Below are 18,733 nucleotides of genomic sequence, written 5' to 3'. Positions count from 1 at the left end.
GATCTCCTACACTGGCCGGGTGGACGGCGAGGCGGCGTACCGGCCGCAGCTCGGCGAACGCGAGCTGCGGGTGCTCCGGCTCGTCGCCGAGGGGTACAGCAACAGCGAGATCGCGGCCGAACTCGGCTGGTCGGAGCACACGGTGAAGAACGCGCTGTACGACCTGATGGCCCGGCTGGGAGTCCGCAACCGCGCACACGCCGCGGCTTACGCGGTGCGGAACGGCTTGATCTAGCCCAGTGCGAAAGGTCTCGGCTGGGCGTCGTGGTTTCGGTGAGTCTTTCGGGCGGCGCGGCGGGAGACGCGCCCTCCCGGCCGCGCCGAGTTCCGTCGGCGCGCAGGCGGTGGGGAGCGGTTTGGTTTAGCCGAGCGTGAAAGGTCTCGTCTGGGTGGTCTCCGCCCAGACGGCGGAGCGCAGTTCCTGGAGAACGTCTCGCCGCTGCCGCGTTGAGAAACGCGCCCCGCCGTAGCAACGCCAAGTTCCTCCGGCGCGCAGGCGGGGCGCAACCACCCCTAAATAAGCCCCTGCCGCAAGGCGAACGCAACCGCGTGCGCCCGATTCCGCAACCGCAGCCGGTGCGTAATGTCGTGCACGATCGTCGTCACCGTGCGTGCCGAATAGGCCAGTGCGGAAGCGATTTCGGCGGTCTCGTGGCCGTCCGCGACCATCCGCAGCACGTCGCGTTCTCGGGCGTCCAGCGTGGGCGCGGCCGGTGCCGGTCGCCGGGCTTCGAAGAGGTCGCTCAGCAAGTCCGGCGGCATGGTGCCGTGGCCGGTCGCCGCCGCGCGGACGGCGGAGACCAGCGTTTGTTCGCAGGCCTGTTCCCGCCGCAGCACTCCGCAGGCGCCCGCCTCGATCGCGCGTGCGGCCCGGGCCGCGTCGACCCTGCCGGTCACCAGCAGCACCGCGGCGTTGCGCTCCTTGGCGGTCCGGATCGCCTCGACGGCCGCGTCGTCGACCTCGTCGACCGCCAGCACGGCGACCCCGCCGTCGTCCCCGGTGAATTCCGCGCAGCCGTAGAGCGCGCTTTCCAGTCCGGCGCGCAGGAACGGGTCGGCGGCGAGCACGCGCACCGGGACGGTCCGTTCGAGGGTGGTCATTTCCCGTTCTCCTCTCGGCTCGCCGCCACCGCGACGGGTTCCGGTTCTTCGAGCAGGTCCGGCAGGTCCTCCACGCGCCGCAGCGACGGCCGCGCGGCCAGTGCGCCCAGCACGACGAGAAGCAGCCCGGCGAGCAGGAACATCAGCGCCATGCCGCGGCCGGGGCCGGTGCCGATCAGCTGCCCGACCGAACCGGCCAGCGCGCCGCCGGGGCGCAAAAGCGGTTCGAACACGCCGTCGGCGAGCGGGCCGGCGACGAGGTAGGCGACTGGGCTCGCGGCCTGCGACACGGCCCGCGAGGTGGCCATGACCTTGCCGAGGTTGGCCGGGTCGACCTTGCTCTGCAGCACGGTCTGCGCGGTCCCGGTGATCACCGGCAGGGTGCACAGGAAGAACGGCCCGATCGCGATCACCAGCGCCAGCGACGGGGCCAGCGAGTGGAGCGCCAGCGCGACCCCGCCGAACGCCATGAACGCCGCGATCCCGCGCATCCGCTTCTTCGGCCCGCCCCAGACGCCCATCACCAGGCTTCCGGCGAACAGCCCGCAGCCGCCCGCGAACACCTGGAAGCCGAGTCCGGCCGGGCTGGCGAAGGACAGCACCAGCGGCCGCACGAGCGTTCCGGCGATGCCGAAGCAGAAGTAGAACCCGGCCAGCACGCCGAGCAGTCCGGTCAGCCCGGGACGGCGCCGCAGTTCCGCCCAGCCGGCCGGAACTTGCCGCCAGATCGACGGTCCGCCCGGTTCCGGTGCGGCGGTGCGCACGGCGGCGCGCGGCAGCGGGACCAGCAAGACGACCAGCAGCGACGCGGCGAACGTCACCAGGTCGATCAGCACCACTCCGCGCAATCCGGTGAACGCCAGCAGCGTCCCGGCGACGACGGGGGCGGCGATTTGCGCGCTGAACACCACCTGCGACAGCCCGTTCGCCCGGCTGAGGTGCTGTTTCGGCACCAGCAGCGGGATCATCGCGCTGAACGTGACCTGCTGCAGGGTCCCGCACATCGCGGTCAGCGCGGTCACCACGTAGACGTGCCAGGTCTGCAACTGGTCCGCGTTGATCAGCAACGCGAGCACCCCGACCGAGGCGAGCGCGACGCAGTCCGCGGCGACGAGGATCCGGCGGCGGTGCCACCGGTCGGCCAGCGCGCCCGCGAACGGCGCGATCACCAGCGCCGGGATCGCGCCGGACAGCATGATCAGCGCGAACTGGGTGGCCGAACCGGACCGCTCGTAGGTCCAGACGCCGAGCACGAACCCGGTCAGCGCGGAACCGACGATCGAGACCAGCTGGGCCGACCAGAGGAGGACGAATCCCCGCGTTCCCATCGTGGTCAACGGTGCTCCTTCCGGGTGGCGGCGGCCGGGGCGGGCAGGTGCCCGATGCGGACGTAATGCGCGAGATACCGTTGCAGCAGAACGCGATCCGCCGCCGGGCAGACCAGCCCGCCGGCCGCGACCACCACCTCGGTGTGCGAGCAGTCGAACACCGTCCGCCGGGGCGGCGACGTCCGTTCGATCATCGCCGTGATCGCGCTCAGCGCCGGGTCCGCCGTTTCCGCGGCGGCCGCGGCCAGCGCGGCGTGCCAGTCCCCGAACGGGACCGCCTCGATCGGGTAGCCGAACTCGCGCAGCCCGGCGACGACCTCTCCGAACCGCATCGTCCGCTGGTTGTGGAAGTGGAAATCGCAGCCGTAGCCGGTGCGCCGCCGCGAAAGGTGCCCGATGGCGGCGGCCACGTGGTCGACCGGGGCCATGTCCTCCTCGATGGCGAAGTCCTCCTCCGGCGCGGACCCGAGCAGCGCCAGGCAGCGCAGCAGGTTCGCGAACCGGTCGCCGAGCGGGCCGATGCCGGTCTTGCTGTGCCCGGTCACCCGCGCCGGACGGTGCACGGTCACCGGCAGGCCGCGTTCGCGCGCGGCCCGGGCCAGCCGGTCGGCGGCCCATTTGCTCAGTTCGTAGCCGCGGTCCAGCCCGGCCGGATCGTCGGGCGGGACGTCCTCGGTGATCACCGCGTCGCGGTCCAGCGGGTAGACGCCCAGCGACGACACCAGGTGCACCGGGATTCCGCCGCCCCGGCAGGCCAGCCGGAGCAGTTCGACCGTACCGAGGACGTTGCCGGGGCGCAGCTGGGCGTACGGGCGCAGGAAATTCGCTTCGCCGCCGCAATGGAAGATGACGTCGAGGTCCGCGGCGACCGCGTCCAGTTCCGCGGCGGACAAACCCAGCCGAGGGCTGCCGAGGTCGCCCGGGACGGCGATGATCCGGGAGCGGAAGCTGTCGTCCCACAAGAGGTGGTCGCGCAGCACCTGTTCGATCCGGGCGGCGCCCTCGGCGGCGCCGGCTGCCCGGACCAGGCAGCGCACCACGACGTCGCTGTGCCGCAGCAGGTCGGCGAGCAGATGCGGGCCCAGGAAGCCGGACGCTCCGGTGAGCAGGGCGATCCGCGGGGCCATCGCGCGCTGGATCGCGGCCTCGGCCTGTGCGGGCGTGCACCGCGGATCGAGGTCGGCGGGCAGCACGGCGTCCGCGAGCACCTCGGCGAGACGGTCGTCGTCGCGGTGGCCGGGGGCGCGGACGGCGTCGGCGAAGGCGGCGAGGGTGCTGGCTTCGAAGAGGGTCCGCACCGGGACCTCGACGTCCAGTTCCGCGCGGACCTTCGCGATCAGCGTCCCGGCCAGCAGGGAATGCCCGCCGCGCAGGAAGAAGTCGTCGTCGCGGCCGATGCGGTCCACGTCCAGCACCGACGCCCAGATCGCGGCCAGCCGTTGCTCCAGCTCGCCCTCGGGCTCGGTGAAGGCGGACGTCGTGGTGTCCGCCGGTTCGGGCAGCGCGCGGTGGTCGACCTTGCCGTGGGAGTTGAGCGGCAACGCCGGGAGCACCGCGAAGGAGTCCGGGACCAGGTAGCCGGGCAGCGCGGCGCGGAGGGCGGAGCGGACGGACAGCGGGTCGACGGCTCCGACGAGGTAGGCGACCAGCCGGCCGTCTCGAGCGGTGACCACCACGTCCTGGACGCCGGGGTGGCGCCGGCAGGCCGCTTCGACCTCGGCCGGTTCGATGCGGTGGCCGCGGACTTTCAGCTGCCGGTCGACGCGGCCGAGGAACTCCAGCCGTCCCTCGCCGTCGAGCCGGGCGAGGTCGCCGGTGCGGTACATCCGCGCGCCGGGCGCCGGGGAGAACGGGTCCGGGACGAACTTCTCCGCGGTGGCGCCGGGCCGGTCCCGGTAGCCGCGGGCGGGCGCCTCGCCGCCGAGGCAGAGTTCGCCGGGCGCTCCGGGGAGCACCGGACGCAGCCGGTCGTCGACGACGCAGGCGCGGACGTGGGGGAGCGGATCGCCGATCGGCAGCTGCACGCGGCCGTCGAGTTCGCCGGCGTCGAAGGTGAGGTAGCTGGTCGCGCAGACGGTCGCTTCGGTGGGGCCGTAGTGGTTGTGGAGTTCGACGCGGCCTTTGGTGAGGGCTGCCCAGGTCTGCACGGCGGTGGTCGGAACCGCTTCGCCGCCGACCATCATCGTCCGCAGTGGACAGTCGAACGGGACGTTTTCCGTTGCCAGTTCGGCAACCCACTTCTGCCAGAGCGCGGACGGAGCGTCCACCATGGTGATCCCGCGCTCGCGGCAGAGCTGGACGAGTCCGGGACCGGTGAGCGACGCCGGGTCGCGCCAGGGCAGCACGGCCGCGCCGGAGACCAGCGCGGGGAAGATGTCGCCCGCGGCGGCGTCGAAGGTCAGCGGCGGGATCATCAGCACCCGTTCGCCGGGGCCGAATCCGTGCAGTTTCCGGAAGGATTCGGCCAGTTCGGCGAGTGCGCCGTGGCATACGGCGACCGGTTTCGCGGCTCCGGTCGAGCCAGAGGTGTAGATGACGTACGCCAGGTCGTCCGGCCCCAGCGAGATCTCCGGCGGCGGACCGGCTTCGGGGATGCTGCCGGTGCGCAGGACCGGGCCGTCGAACGCCAAGTCGTGGTCGGTGATCAAGGCGGCGGGAGCGGCGTCGGACAGGAGTTCGGCCAGCCGCGCGGGCGGATGGCCGGGATCGAGCGGCAGGTACGCGGCACCGGCCAGAAGCACGCCGAACAGACCGGTGATCGCGTCCGGGCCGGCGGGAAGGCCGAGGGCCACGACGTCGCCGCGCCGGACTCCGGAAGCGTGCAAGGCCCCGGCGATGCGGCGCGCGCGGGAGACGAGTTCTGCGTAAGTGAGGCGGCTGTCGTCCTCGACCGCGACGGCGTCCGGAGTCAGCGCGGCCTGCCGGGCGATGAGGCTGGTGACCAGGGTGCCATCGGAGACTACCGGCGCGGCCGGATGCCCGCCGTTGCGCAGCCGGATCCGGTCCGCCGCGGACAGTGCGTCCACTGTGGACACCGGGGCGTCCGGCGCGGCGAGGAGGGCCCGCAGCAGGTGTTCGTACTGGCCGGCGAAGCGGGCGATGGTGGCGGCGTCGAACAGGTCGGTCGCGTAGTCGAGCCGTCCTTCGATTCCGTCGGGGGTGGTGGCCAGCGCCAGGGTCAGGTCGAAGCGCGCGGTGGTCACCGGGAGGTCGAGCCAGTCCGCGCGGATTCCGGGCAGTTCGAGCCCGGCACCGGCGGTGTTGAGCACGAACATCACCTGGAACACCGGATTGTGGCTGAGATCGCGGGCCGGCCGCAGGTCCTGTGCCACGCGTTCCCACGGATAGCTCTGATGCTCCAGCGCGCCGAGACAGGCGTCCTGCACCTGTGCCAGCACCTCAGTGACTGTCGGATCGCCGGTCAGCTTCGTCCGGACGGCGACGGTGTTGGCGAACATCCCGACGCACTGCTCGATCCCCGGCACGGTCTCGTCGCGCATCGGCATGCCGACCACCACGTCGTCCTGACCGGCGTGGCGGGCGAGCAGAAGCACGTAGGCGGTCAGCAGCACGGTGTTGGCGGTGACGCCGTGCCGGTGGCAAAACGCGGAGAGGTTGTCGGCGGACAGGTGGAAGGAATGGCCGTTGCCGCGGAAGGATTCGGCGGGCGGACGCGGCCGGTCGGTCGGCAGTTCCAGCAACGCCGGGGCGTCGTGGAGCTGCTCGCGCCAGTACTGCTCGCCCGCGGCCAGCGGCCGGGTCGCTTGCCAGGCCGCGTAATCGCCGTAGCGCACGGGCGGCTCGGGCAAAGCAGGCGCGTTCGCCGGATAGAGCGCGGACATTTCGCGCAGCAGGATTCCGACGGACGCGGCGTCGGCGACGATGTGGTGCAGCGTCAGCACGAACAGGTGCACGTCGGCGGCGAGCGCGACCAGCAGCCCGCGCACCAGCGGCGGCCGGCTCAGGTCGAACGGCCGGGCCCGTTCGGCGGCGAGGACCGAATCGGCCGTCTCCGGCACCTCTCGCAGGTCTACATAGGACAGTTCCGGTGCGGTCCCGGGCAGCGCGAGAACCTGGACCGGTTCACCGTCGGACTCGGCGAAACCCGCCCGCAGCGCTTCGTGCCGATCGACCACCGTGGCCAGCGCCCGGCGCAATGCTTCGACATCGAGCGCGCCGGTAAGCCGCCAGGACTGGGAGATCGTGTACACGCCGTCGCGCGCGCCGAGCCGGTCCAGGAACCACAGCTGCCGTTGCGCGGGCAGCAGCGGGACGGGGGCGTCGCCGGTCCGGCGGGGGATCGAGCCGGTCGCGGCGCCGAGGCCGTCGCGCGCGGCCAGCAGCCGGAACAGCTGCTCTCGCTCGGGTTGCGTCATCGATGCGCTCCTGGTGGGGAATCGGCTTGGAGCAGGGAGAGAACCTCGTCGTCGGGCAGCGCGGCGATCCGCTCCCGCAGCAGCGCGATCTCGTCGGTCGCCCCGGGACTGGACTCGGCCGCCCGCAGTGCCGCGGCGAAAGCGGCGATCGTGCGCGCGGCGAACAGCGTCCGCAGGCCGACCCCGGACTGGAAGTGTTCGCGCACCTTGGCCAGCAGCCGCGCGGCGAGCAGCGAATGGCCGCCGAGGTGGAAGAAATCGTCGTACACCCCGATTTCCTCGACGCCCAGCACCTCCCGCCACAGCCCGGCCAGTTCCCGTTCGACGGCGTCGCGCGGGGCGACCCGCTCCGTTTCTCGGGACTCCCAGACGGGATCCGGCAGCGCGGTCCGGTCGGTCTTGCCGTTCTTCGTCAGCGGCAGCGCGGACAGGAACACGGCGGTCTGCGGGACCAGGTACGCGGGCAGCTGCTCGGAGAGCCGGTCGCGCAGCGGCGCCCACTCGGCCGTTTCCGCGACGACATAGGCGACCAGCCGCACGTCGTCCGGACCGGCCGCGCGGGCCAGCACGACGGCGTCCGAGACCCGCGGCTCGGCGCGCAACCGGGCTTCGATCTCGCCGAGTTCGATGCGCAGGCCGCGGATTTTCACCTGGTGATCGGTCCGGCCGAGGAACTCCAGCGTCCCGTCGGCGCGCCGCCGCGCGAGGTCGCCGGTGGCGTAGAGACGGCTTCCGCCGGCGGAGAACGGATCCGGCACGAACCGTTCGGCGGTCAGGCCGGGACGGTTGTGGTAGCCCCGGGTGATCCCCGCGCCGCCGACGAAGATCTCGCCCGCGACGCCCGGCGGGACCGGGTTCAGCCCGGCGTCGAGCACGTGCAGCCGGGTGTTCGGCAGCGGCGGGCCCAGCGGCACCACCGGACCGTCCGGACGGACGGCGCCCGCCGCGACGATCATCGTGACTTCCGTGGGGCCGTAAAGGTTCCAGACCCGGCCGTCGGACAGCGCGGCGACGAGTTCGCGATCGAGCGCTTCGCCGCCGCACAGCCGTTCCCGCACGTTCGCGGGCACCCCGCCGGAGGCCAGCAGCATCCGCCAGCGCGTGGGTGTGGCCTGCAGGATCGTCGCGCCGCAGTCCGCCAGCCGCCGCGACAACAGGACCGGTTCGGCGGAGTCCTCGGTGCTGATCACCGCGACCGTGCCGCCGCGGATCAACGGGATCAGCAGCTCTCGGACTGACATGTCGAACGCCAGCGTGGTGACCGACGCCCAGACGTCGTTCTCGGTCACGCCGAGCCGGTCGGCGAAGCCGGTGAGCAGGTTGACCACGCCGCGGTGCGGCACGGCGACGCCCTTGGGCCGCCCGGTCGAACCGGAGGTGTAGATGAGGTACGCGAGATCGGCCGGGTCGTGCGCTACTTCTGGCGCGGTGTCCGGCTCGGCGTAGTCCAGGCCGACGTCCAGCACGGTCTCGAACCGGGGCAGCCGGCCGGCGGTTTCGCGGTCGACGACGGCGATCCGGACGCCGGCCTCGGCGACGACGTAGGCGTGGCGTTCCAGCGGCCATTCCGGATCGAGCGGCACATACGCGCCGCCGGCCTTCCAGATCGCCAGCAGCGCCACCACCATCTCGGCGGACCGGCGTACCCCCAGCCCCACCGGCACGTCCGGGCCGACGCCGCGCCGGCGCAGGGCGTGCGCGAGCCGGTTCGCCCGGACGTCCAGTTCGCGGTAGGTGAGCGAACCGGCGATCGCGGTGGCCGAACCGCGGTTCCGGACGTGCGGCGCGATCAGGTCCAGCGCGGTGGCCGCGGCGGGCAGCGGACGCGTGAGACCGCTGTCGAGAGCGGCGCGGCGCTGTGCGGCGTCCAGCAGGGGGACTGCGCCGATCCGCTGAGCCGGGTCGGCGGTGACGGAGGTCAGGAACGTGCACAGGTGCTCGGCGAAGCGGACGATGGTGGCTTCGTCGAACAGATCGGTGCGGTACTCGAGGTATCCGTGCAGGCAGTCGCCTTCGTCGCGGACGCCGAGCATCAGGTCCAGCTTCGCGGTGCCGGTGTGCGGACCGGCGAAGTCGGCGACCGTCACCCCGGCCAGCTGAGGCAGTGCGCTGTCGCTGTGCCCGTTGAAGCCGACCTGGTAGATCGGCGAATGCCCGAGACTGCGCTCCGGGCGGACGGCCTCGACCACCCGCTCGAACGGGATTTCCGCCCCGCCGAGGGCGTCGACCAGCGCATCGCAGACGTCGAGGAGCAGGTCCTCGAAGGCCGGCTCGCCGGCGGTCGAAATCCGGACCGGGACGGTGTTGACGAAGAAGCCGATCAGGCGCTCGGTGTCGACTTGCGAGCGTTGCCCGACGACGGTCCCGACCACGACGTCGTCCTGCCCGCTGTACCGGGCGAGCAGTGCGTGGTAGGCGGCCAGCACGGTCATGAAAACCGTGGCCCCGGAGGTGTCCGCGAGCTTTCGCACCGCTTCGGTGAGCGCGGGCGGGAACCGGAACTCGTGGATGCCGCCTTCGTAAGCCGCGGTCGCGGGGCGAGGACGGTCGGTCGGCAGGGTGATCAGTTCCGGCGCGCCGCGCAGCCGGTCCGCCCACTCCCGCAGCAACTCGGCGCCTTCCGGGCCGTCGAGGTGGTCTCGTTGCCACCGCACGAAATCCGCGTACTGCATCGGGAGCGGCGGCAGGTCCGGTTCGGCGCCGGACAGCTCGGCCCGGTAGCTCTCGGCCAGTTCGTCCAGCAGCAGCGAGACCGACCAGCCGTCGGCGATCGCGTGGTGCAGCGTGACGACCAGAACGTGCCGGTCCTCGGCCTCGCGCAGGAGCAGGACCCGGGCGAGCGGCCCGGCGGTCAGGTCGAACGGGGTCCGGATCTCCGCCGACGCCGCCTGCCCGACGGAGTCCTCGCGGACCGAGCGGACGGCGAAGGAGAAGCCGTTCTCGGTGACGACCTGCTCCGGAACGCCGTCCCGCTCGCGGAAAACCGTGCGCAGCGCGGCGTGCCGGGCCGAGATCCTCGCGAAGGCGCGCCGGAGGGCGTCGGTGTCGAGCGGTCCGGAAAGCCGCAGCGCGGTGGGCACGTGGTAGACCGGCGAGCCGGGGTCGAGCCGGTCGAGGAACCACAGCCGTTCCTGGCCCGGCGAACACGGGAAGACGTTCACGGCGCCCCGATTCCGGCCTGGTCGGCCTCGGTCTCGTCCAGTTCGCGGGCGAGCCGGTCGTGCTCCACCAGCTCGCGCAGCTGGACCGGCACCTGGTCGCCGAACAGCCGCAGGTACGCCCGCGCCTGGTCCGGATCGGCGCGCAGGAACGGATAGTCGGTCGGCACCATGTGCCGCACCACCAGCATCGGCACCGGGCTGCGCAGCGGCCGGAACGCCGGGTTCCACAGCCCGCCCTTGTCCGGCGGCCCGTTGTGGAACTCGCCGATCATCAAGCCTTCGGCGACGTACTCCGACTTCAGCGCGTGCTGCACGGTGTCGATCACGCCGGAGCGGTCGTCCGGCGGCGCGTCCGGGAACAGCAGCAGGATCGTGGTCAGCTGCGCGCCCGGATGCCCGCGCGGCGCGAGTTCGAGGAACCAGTCCCGGTAGAAGTGCAGGGTTTCGGTCAGCCGAGGGCCGGCGGCCGGGACGCCGGGTTCGACGGCGAGGTAGAACCGGCCTCGCTCCAGCGAAGGCTGCGCGAACGGGCACACGTTGCCGCTGCGGCCGAGGTCGGGATGCGGGCCGGACAGATAGCCGCGGCCCCAGTCGAAGATCGCTCGCAGGTGGACTTCGTACCGCAGCAGGCGTTCGGGCAGGGCGAGCGGATCGAGGTCGTGCCGCTCCACCAGGACGCGGCCGGGATCGGTCGGATGGATGAGCATCAGCTTCGGTCTCCAGGCGAGTGCGGTCCGGCGGTCCGCCTGCGGGCGAGCGCGCCGCCGGTCAGGGCGAGGGCGAGCGCCGCGGCCCCGCCGCCCCAGGCCAGCGCGGCGTGCTGGCGGCGGGCGCGGCGCAGGGCGTCCGCGTACGGGATCGTGGTGTGCGAAACCATGGTGTAGAGCGGCATCCAGCGCTTCGGGAAGACGCGGCTGAGCACCAGGTCGGCCTTCTTGCGGGCCAGGAACAGCGGCGAGGCGACCCGGCTGCGCAGCTCGTCGAAGTTCTCCTCGGACAGGTCCGCGAGCACGTCGGTGTGCGGCTTGCGGCGTCGTTCGAAGGTGCGGAGCGCTTCGGCCCAGTCGTCGTCGGCGAGACACTCGCGCAGCACGGCGCAGTCCTCCAGCGCCGAGTTCATGCCTTGGCCGTAGAAGGGATAGACGGCGTGCGCGGCGTCGCCGATCAGCACCACGCGGCCCTCGTGCTGCCACGGCGAACTCCGGACGGTCACCAGGTGTCCGGTCGGATGCGAGAGGAACTGCTCGACGATGTCGGGGACCAGCCGGCGGACGTCCGGGAACCGGGTGTCGAACAGCGCCCGCACCGATTCTTCGGTGGTGAGAGAGGCGAAGCTCGGTTCGCCGGACAGCGGGAGGAACACGGTCGCGGTGAGCGAACCGTTGACATTGGGGTGCGCGACGATCAGCCCGTCGTCGCCCGGCCAGACGTGCAGCGCGTCCGGACTGCTGCGCATCTCGCCGGACGGGCCGGCGGCGATCGCGAACTCCTTGTAGCCCCAGGGCAGCACGCGCTGCCGGAAGTCGGCGGGCAGGCCGCGCAGCAGCCGGGTGCGCACGGCCGAGAACGCGCCGTCCGCGCCGACGACGAGATCCGCGGACGCGTGGTATGGACCACTCGCGCTGTCGAAAGCGCACACGGGTTCGGCGGTCGCGGACCCGCGGTCGAGGTCGGTGAGCGTGACGCCGAAGCGGGCGCTGACGTTCGGGTATTCCAGCGCTTTGCCGAGCAGGATCCGGTTGAGGTCGTCGCGCAGCACCGAGCGCAGGATCTGGTCCTCGTGGCTGCCGTAGGGCTGGAAATCCAGTTCCCCGTCGCGCTGGTGGATCACCCGCCCGCGCATCGGCGCGGCCGCGGCCAGCACCGGGCCGAGCAGGCCGACCTGGTCCAGCGCCCGGATTCCGCGCTGGGAAAGGCCGAGGTTGATCGACCGGCCGCCGCCCGCGCCGGCCGCGCGCGGATCGGGCCTGCGCTCGTGGATCTCCACCTGGTGCCCGAGCTGCGCGAAGTGGATCGCGGCGAGCGAACCGGCCAGCCCGGCCCCGGCCACCAGAACCCGTCTGCCGCTCATTCCGCCCGCCGCCGTCCCGCGTGAGGGCAATTGTGCCGTCGCCGTTCGGCGTGCTTTTCCGTTGAGCGGCCCCGGGCCGCCGGGCGGGCAATTCGGCCGATCGGAGCAGTATTGCCAATAGCGCTTCGGAAGCGCTCCCGATTAATCGCGAGCAAAGCGTGTCCGTCCGGCTGCGGAAAGTCGCCGGACCATTTCGGTAACGTTTCGCGGGCGCGTTCCGATCGACCGCCCGCCCTCCGTCCCGGTCGCGGCAAACGCCCAGGTCCGCTGCTGCTCACCGATCCTCCTGCGCGATTCGTGGCCGGCCGGGCGCGCGGCCGGGGTTCTCCCTGTTGGCCGATAGCCCGGGCCGGGGCGCGGGCACTACTCTGTTCCCGCTTGCCCGGCTGATTTACCGGGGCTGTCCCGGGCACTTAATAAACCGGAAGATAACGGGTGCCAGCATCCGTAGAATTACCGCAATTCGCTGGTCGGGCGAAGGGGGAGAGCGTGGTCGAGAAGGAGTTTGTCGGCAGGTCGGCGGAACTGGCCGCGTGCCTGGACCGCGCGGCCGCGGTGACGGTGGTGGAAGGGCGGCCGGGGATGGGGAAAACCCGGCTGCTGGCCGAGGTCGCCCGGCGGGCGCCGGATCCGGTGTGCGCGGTGCCCGGCGGCGCGCCGGAATTCCCCCGGCGCCTGGCGCACGCGCTCGGCTCGGAATCGCTGGTGGTGGTGGACGACGCGCAATGGGCCGACGAAGCGTCGCTGCGGCTGCTGATGTCGCTGGTCTCGGGACCGGGAAACGAGCGGCGGCTGGTGCTGTCGGTCCGCGACGGGCAGCGGCAGCCCGCGCTGACCCGGCTGCTGCACGCCGAGCGGGTCCCGGCCCGGTACGTGACGCTGCCCGCGTTCACCGACGACGAGGTCGCCCGGCTGCTGCCCGGGCACGACGAGGCCGAGCGGGCGCGGATCGCCGCCGCGGCCGAGCGCGTCCCGCTGTATTTGCTGCTGCTGGCCGATTTGCCGCCGCACGAGTGGCCGGGGCCGGACGACAGCCCGGCGGCCGAGGACCGGCCGATGCTGCCCGCGGAACGCGTGCTGTTCGCCGAAGTGTCGGCGCTGCCGGAACCCGAGCGGCTGGTCGCGCAGGCCGCGGCGTGCGGCGGCGCGACCATCGACGCGGACCTGGTCCAGGCGATGACCGTGCTGCCCCGGGCCGAAGTGGGCCACGCGATCGAACGGCTGCTGTGCCGAGGCGTGCTGGCGGGCGGCCCGGCGGGGCTGCGGTTCCGGCATCCGCTGGTCCGCGCCGCGGCCGCCCGGGTGGCCGGCCGCGGATGGGCGGCGGGCGCGCACCACCGGGCGGCGGCCTACCTGCGCGAACTCGACGCGCCGCTCACCTCGCGCGCCTATCACCTCGAGAAATCCTTGTACCGCCACGATCTGGTCGCGGTCGGCGAACTGGCGTCGGCGGGGGAGGAGGTGCTCGGCACCGATCCCGCGGCCGGCGCCCGCTGGCTCGGCGCGGCGGTGGCGAACCTGCCCGAACGGATGCGCGGCGGGCACGAGCACTGCCGGCTGTCGGTGCTGCGGGCCGAGGCGTTGCTGGCGTCCGGGCAACCGGCCGGGGCCCGCGCGGTGCTGGCGGCCCTGCCGGACTCGCCCCGCGTGCTGGCCGTGCTTTCCCGGTGCGAGCACGCGCTCGGCCGGACCCGGCGCGCCCGGTCGATCGCCGAAGCCGCGATCGCCGCGTCCGGCAAGGCGGACGCACGGGCCCAGCTCGAACTGGCCCACCTGGAATTGCTGGACGGCGACACCGCCGGGGCGCAGGAACGGCTCCGCCGGACCGCGGCCGACCCGGGCGCCGGACCCGCGGTGCAGGCCGCGATCGCCGCGCTCGCCGCCATCGGGCTGGCCTGCGCCGGGCGGACCGCCGAAGCCCGGCACGCCCAGCAGGCCGCGGCCGACGGGTTCGACCTGCTCGACGACAGCGACGCGCGTTCGGTGCTCTACACCGTGCCCGCGCTGTGCTGGGCCTCGTGTTTCCTTGACGACGACCGGCGCGCGCTCGCCCTGCTGGACCGGGCGCTGCACCTGAGCGAGTCCGGGCTGCGGCAGGGGTTGCCGTTCCTGTACTCGGTGCGCGGTTACGTGCTCTGGAAACTGGGCCGTCTCGGCGAAGCAGCGGAGGCGGCCGCGGAAGCGGAAACCGCCGCGACCCGTTTCGGCCACCACGACGTCGTGCCGATGGCCGCTGCGATCCGGTTGCGGGTCATGCTCGCGGCCGGGGACCGGTCGGCGGCCGAACGACAATGGCGGGCGGTGGAGAAACTGCCGCGGCCCACGGTCGAATGGTGGCGGCGGACGGTGGAGCACATCCTCGCCGAGGCCGGCCTCGAACTCGGCATGTTCCCCGGCGCGGTCGAACAGCCCGCGGAGCGGACGGCGAATCCGTTGGCAGTAGCCAGATTGGCGCAGGATTGCCGGGTCGCGCTCGCCGAGGGCGCCGGGGCGGAGGCGCGCCGGCGGGCGGCGGAAGCGATGGACCGCGCCGCGGCGACCGGGTTGAAGAGCGACCTCGGCCTCGCGCTGCTGGCTCGCGCGACGGTTTCGGCCGCCGAAAACGATCTCGCCGCCGCGTTGACGGACGCTTCCGCGGCGGCGGTCGCATTCGGCCGGGCGTCGATGGTGCTGCACCGGGGTCGCGCTGTGCTGATGGTCGCGGAAGTGCTGGGGAGACAAGGAAACTTCGACGCCGCGACGCAGCGGATCGGCGAGGCGCGGGAGGTGTTCCAGAGCGCGGGCGCCGGTGCGCTGCTGCGCGAGACCACGAAGGTGCAGCGGCGGCTGGCCGGCCGGCGCAAACTGGAATCGCCCTCGGGCGGGCGGGCTCTTTCGCGCCGCGAGCGGCAGGTGGCGGAAATGGTGGTGCGCGGGCTGACGACCAAGGAAATCGCGGCGGAGCTGTTCCTGAGCCCGCGCACGGTGGACGCGCATGTGGCTCGGGTGCTGAACAAACTCGACCTCAGCAGCCGCGCCGGGATCGCGCGCCGGCTGATCAGCTGACGCGCCGGGCGTTTCCGGGCCGGGGTCAGTGCTGTCCCGGGACATGGAACAAGCCGCTCGGCCCGGCCGCGCGCCGCTGTACCGTCAGCGCCGATAATCGGTGAAAGCGCGCACGGAAGGGCTGTTTTCGTGGCTGCGAAAAATCGGTGCTTCTCATGAACCCCGCGGCGAAATACGCCATTCTGGACTTGGACGGGACCCTGCTTCCCGGGCACACTTCGCGGCATTATCTGCGGGTGCTGGTCGACGACGGGACCTGCGATCGGCAAGCGGGACTGTCCTGCCTGGAAGCGATCGACCGGTTCGCGGCCGCGGACAAGGCGCCGCCCGGGCTGACGGAGGAGATCTACCGGCTCTACGCGCTCGCGATGAAAGGCGCGTCGGTCGAGCAGGCCCGGTTCGCCGCCCAGAAAACCTGGCGGGCGAGCCGCGGAAAACTGTTTTCCTTCGTCCCGGACCTGCTTTCGCTGCTGCGCGCGAGCGGGCGCCGGATCCACCTCCTGTCGGGCAATCACGATTTCCCGGTGCAGGAGGCGGCGATCGACCTCGGCCTGTCCGGCGGGCACGGCGCCGTCGTGGAAGTGGCCGACGGCCGGTTCACCGGACGCCTGCTGTCCGCCCCCGGCGCGGCCGGCGGCAAACTGGCCTTCGTGCGCTGCCTGGCCGAAGCGGCCGGGTTCGACGCGGAGAACTCCCTGGCGATCGGGAATTCCGCCTCGGACGCGGAGGTCTTTTCCTGCGTGGGCAAAGCCGTGGCCTTCGAACCGGACGCCGAACTCCGGCGGCTTTCCGCCGGACAGCCCTGGCACCTCGCGGATCGGCGCACGATCCTGGGAGTTTGCGCGCGCTTGGCCGGGCACTCGGCGGCCGCGTGACGAGACGTTTTCCGTCTTTCCGCGGGCGAGAATGCGGTGACCGCTTCGGGTCGGCGAGCGGCTCCGTGATCGTGTTGGGTGCCAACGTGATCGCGATCGGCGGCGCGTCCGGTTGACGCGGTTTGCGTGGAACATTGCTCTGCGGCCCGCCGGTCAGCCGTGGCACGTCGTAACGCGGCGCACGATTCTGGCGGTCTGCGCGCACTCGGCAGCGGCCTGAGGAGACGTTTTCCGTCTTCCTGCGGTCGGGAAACTGCGGTGTCCGCTTCGGATCGGCGCGCGGGCTTCGTGATCATGTTGGGTGCCAAGGTGATCGCGATCGCTGGCTCAGGTGCCGCGGGAATGTCAAGGCCCTGTTCCGCGTCCTGGAACATTGCTCTGCGTCCTTGATTGATCGCTCGCCGTCGACTGAGTGCTGGTATCGTCTTCCGGCGGAGGCGCGACGGCAGCCGGAAACGGTTTCCGCCCGTTCTCCCGTGGCCGGCACGGACGGCACCACCCCGCCGCCGTGGCCGGCCCGGTCGACCGCCGCTTCGGCGCCGGACCGTCCGCCGACCGCGGCGGTGCCGGGGCGGAACGGCGGCGGCGCCCGGAGTCCGCCGACGTGCTCCGGCGGAATGCAGGAGCGCCCGGAATATTCTGGGGCCGGGTCGAGGACGCGGCGGATTTCCGCGCGCCATTCCGCCCAGGTTCTCCGACGGACACGAAAAGCGGGGGAAGACCATTGTCACGGCCCGCGAGCACGACGGCGCGCGAACGCGTTTCGGTGACGCAGCGTGATGGTTTGCGACCCTTTCCGGGGACGGAGTTGTCGCACGACGAGGCGGGCAGGCCAACGCGCTGCGCCACTGGGGCGATCTCTTTCAGTGAACGGGTGCGACCGGTTGTGCCGGACGCGCCGCTGGGCAAGCATGAAGGCGCTGGAACGGGACGGCACCGGGAAAGACGCCGGTGCGCCCGAATCGGGCGGCGGCGGGGCGCGGCGCCGCCCGGCAGCGGCGGAAGCGCCGGGACCGCGAAGGGCAGCGGTCGCGCAGTCGCGCCGAGGCGCGCGGGACGAGGTCCCCGGCGCGCCGGACCGCGCGGGCGCACGAGGGACGGGTGGATTCGGTGGAGGTTGCGGCCGTGACTACGAGTGACGACAACGGGCGGTGGGCTTGCACGAGCGTGGTGCCGCGCAAGCCGATTCCCCGGGCGCTTTCGATACTGAGCGCCATTCGCGATTCGGGCGGGATCGAAACGCTGAGCGAGATATCGCGGTCGACCCGGCTGCCGAAAAGCACCGTGCACCGGCTTCTCGCCGAGATGCAGGGATACGGAATGGTCGTGCGGGCCGGATACCATTACCGGCACGGGGAAGCGGTGTGCCGGCTCGCCCGCCCCGGTTCGACGCAGGAACTGCAACGGCTGCGCAGAGGCATTCTCCCGTCGCTGATCGACATCCACTGGCGCACCGGCTACCTGGTCGGGCTCGGCGTGGCCAGCGGCAATGTCGTCGATTTCGTGCATTTGATCTACAGCAGCGGCTACTGCTCGCTGGCCGAGCGCATCGAAAACGATTCGCAGCTGGCCGGAAGCGCGGCGGGCCGCGTGCTGATGGCGTTCGACCCCGGCCTCGCCGCGCGCTTCGCGGTGTTCGCCGGCTACCGCGGGGAAGACGAGAACGGCGGCGGCCTCCCGGCGTGGCTGAGCGCGGAACTGCGCGAGATCCGGCAGCGCGAGGTGTCGTTCAACCCGCGCATCCCCGGCGCGCTGATCGCCGCGGCGGTGCCGGTCTTCAACGTGACCGGGACCGCGGTGGCCGCGCTGAGCGTGGCGGCCCCGCGCCGGGTGTTCAATTCGCGCGAAGCGCACGCGTCGCTGCAGGCGACCCGGATGACCGCGCAGCGCATCCTCCGCGAAACGGTGGCGGCTGATTGGCGCAGTGCGAAATCCGGCCGTCCGGTGGAATAACCGCGGCGGCGGGAGCGTCCGGAAGGCGGAACGTTTTTGGGGGAACGGCGCAATTCGGCTAGCGGCGAAACCCGGCAATGCCCGCGTTCTTGATGCCGAGCACGGCTTGGCGCCCGGCTGTGCCCCGCGAATGTCCGCTGATCGGCGCACGCCCTTTTGGCGCGCGGCCGTGTCCCGCCCGGTGAGCGGCGGAGCGGACGGGACAAAACCGCTGCCACGCAACCACTTCGCGCCCGAAACCCCCTGATCGGCCCAAGCCGTGCCCGCACCCGGAGCCGTGTTCTCCTCGCTGAACTCGCGCGAAGGGCCGCAGCGCCTTTCCCCCTGGGACCAAAGACTCCCGGGACGCGGACGTCCTCCCGCAGAGACACTGAGCCGCCGCGGCCTAGCGTCGGCCGCGAGACGACGAGGCACCGGCCGGAGGAGGCAGGACATGGACGAGGAGCGGAGGGCCCGATTGCCGAGGGCTGCCCGCCCGCCCGCCGAACGCGGCGAGCACGGTGCCGCGCTCTGCTGGCGAGCCGGGGAACGTCGCTGCCGCACCGGCGGCCACGACCTTCTTCGTGTCGTTCGGGTCGCTGTTCCGTCCGGCGGTGTTCGCGGTGCCGGTCTCCGGGCGGGTGAGGGGGGCCGGGTGCTGTGCCGGGGAGCCGGGGAACGCCACTGCTGCGTCAGTGGTCGCGATTCTCTTCGTGTCGTTCGGGTCGTTGCTCCGCCCGGCGACGTTTGCGATGCCGATCCCCGCGCGGACAAGGGGAGCCAGGTGCTCTGCTGGCGGGCTGGGGAACACCGCTGCCGCACCGGCCATGACCTTCTTCGTGTG

General features: G+C 72.4%; 11 protein-coding genes. 4 read left to right on the top strand and 7 right to left on the bottom strand.

Annotation, left to right across the window (positions count from 1 at the left end; translation table 11 throughout):
• Positions 1 to 19: 19 nt before the first annotated feature.
• A complete protein-coding gene (locus tag F9C11_RS31685) occupies positions 20 to 235 on the top strand; it encodes a response regulator transcription factor (protein WP_009077456.1) in 216 nt (71 codons plus the stop codon).
• A 278-nt stretch (positions 236 to 513) separates the two neighbouring features.
• On the opposite strand, the gene F9C11_RS31680 is transcribed toward F9C11_RS31685, so the two are convergent.
• From F9C11_RS31680 to F9C11_RS31655, 6 genes are read right to left on the bottom strand one after another with little or no spacing between them, the layout of a single operon-like run.
• Positions 514 to 1,101 carry a response regulator transcription factor gene (locus F9C11_RS31680; protein ID WP_409181021.1) on the bottom strand — a complete coding sequence of 196 codons (588 nt, stop codon included), beginning with the start codon at positions 1,099 to 1,101 and terminating at the stop codon, positions 514 to 516.
• Positions 1,098 to 2,429: an MFS transporter gene (locus F9C11_RS31675; RefSeq protein WP_409187016.1), complete on the bottom strand. Its 1,332-nt coding sequence runs from the start codon at positions 2,427 to 2,429 to the stop codon at positions 1,098 to 1,100. Before F9C11_RS31675 ends, F9C11_RS31680 begins: the two co-directional genes overlap by 4 nt.
• Before the next feature lie 5 nt (positions 2,430 to 2,434).
• Positions 2,435 to 6,805, bottom strand: a complete 4,371-nt coding sequence (locus tag F9C11_RS31670; protein WP_409181020.1) for a non-ribosomal peptide synthetase — start codon at positions 6,803 to 6,805, stop codon at positions 2,435 to 2,437.
• Positions 6,802 to 9,966 carry an amino acid adenylation domain-containing protein gene (locus F9C11_RS31665; RefSeq protein WP_409181019.1) on the bottom strand — a complete coding sequence of 1,055 codons (3,165 nt, stop codon included), beginning with the start codon at positions 9,964 to 9,966 and terminating at the stop codon, positions 6,802 to 6,804. The genes F9C11_RS31670 and F9C11_RS31665 overlap by 4 nt, the downstream gene beginning before the upstream one ends.
• A complete protein-coding gene (locus F9C11_RS31660) occupies positions 9,963 to 10,673 on the bottom strand; it encodes a DUF6875 domain-containing protein (RefSeq protein WP_409181018.1) in 711 nt (236 codons plus the stop codon). The genes F9C11_RS31665 and F9C11_RS31660 overlap by 4 nt, the downstream gene beginning before the upstream one ends.
• Complete coding sequence (locus F9C11_RS31655) at positions 10,673 to 12,067, bottom strand: FAD-dependent oxidoreductase (RefSeq protein WP_409181017.1); 1,395 nt, start codon at positions 12,065 to 12,067, stop codon at positions 10,673 to 10,675. The genes F9C11_RS31660 and F9C11_RS31655 overlap by 1 nt, the downstream gene beginning before the upstream one ends.
• A gap of 459 nt (positions 12,068 to 12,526) precedes the next feature.
• Here F9C11_RS31655 and F9C11_RS31650 point away from each other — a divergent pair, with 459 nt between their 5' ends.
• From F9C11_RS31650 to F9C11_RS31640, 3 genes are all read left to right on the top strand, one after another.
• Positions 12,527 to 15,082 (top strand): LuxR C-terminal-related transcriptional regulator, encoded by a 2,556-nt coding sequence (locus tag F9C11_RS31650; RefSeq protein WP_409181016.1) that lies wholly within the window; start codon positions 12,527 to 12,529, stop codon positions 15,080 to 15,082.
• A gap of 155 nt (positions 15,083 to 15,237) precedes the next feature.
• On the top strand, positions 15,238 to 15,957 hold the full coding sequence (locus tag F9C11_RS31645) for an HAD family hydrolase (protein ID WP_409181015.1): 720 nt from the start codon (positions 15,238 to 15,240) through the stop codon (positions 15,955 to 15,957).
• Positions 15,958 to 17,082: 1,125 nt separating this feature from the next.
• On the top strand, positions 17,083 to 17,910 hold the full coding sequence (locus tag F9C11_RS31640; protein WP_409181014.1) for an IclR family transcriptional regulator: 828 nt from the start codon (positions 17,083 to 17,085) through the stop codon (positions 17,908 to 17,910).
• Positions 17,911 to 18,295: 385 nt separating this feature from the next.
• Here F9C11_RS31640 and F9C11_RS31635 read toward each other — a convergent pair whose 3' ends face one another.
• Complete coding sequence (locus F9C11_RS31635) at positions 18,296 to 18,718, bottom strand: hypothetical protein (RefSeq protein WP_409181013.1); 423 nt, start codon at positions 18,716 to 18,718, stop codon at positions 18,296 to 18,298.
• Positions 18,719 to 18,733 lie beyond the last annotated feature (15 nt).

This window comes from Amycolatopsis sp. VS8301801F10 (assembly GCF_046195355.1).
Classification (GTDB): Bacteria; Actinomycetota; Actinomycetes; order Mycobacteriales; family Pseudonocardiaceae; genus Amycolatopsis.
Note: the sequence above shows the minus strand (reverse complement) of the source record. Positions and strands in the feature narration are given on the sequence as shown.

Excerpts from the sequence above, each read along its gene's own strand:
- F9C11_RS31680 (WP_409181021.1), bottom strand. The coding sequence starts at position 1,101 with ATGACCACCCTCGAACGGACCGTCCCGGTGCGCGTGCTCGCCGCCGAC.
- F9C11_RS31675 (WP_409187016.1), bottom strand. The coding sequence starts at position 2,429 with ATGGGAACGCGGGGATTCGTCCTCCTCTGGTCGGCCCAGCTGGTCTCG.
- F9C11_RS31670 (WP_409181020.1), bottom strand. The coding sequence starts at position 6,805 with ATGACGCAACCCGAGCGAGAGCAGCTGTTCCGGCTGCTGGCCGCGCGC.
- F9C11_RS31660 (WP_409181018.1), bottom strand. The coding sequence starts at position 10,673 with ATGCTCATCCATCCGACCGATCCCGGCCGCGTCCTGGTGGAGCGGCAC.
- F9C11_RS31645 (WP_409181015.1), top strand. The coding sequence starts at position 15,238 with ATGAACCCCGCGGCGAAATACGCCATTCTGGACTTGGACGGGACCCTG.
- F9C11_RS31635 (WP_409181013.1), bottom strand. The coding sequence starts at position 18,718 with ATGGCCGGTGCGGCAGCGGTGTTCCCCAGCCCGCCAGCAGAGCACCTG.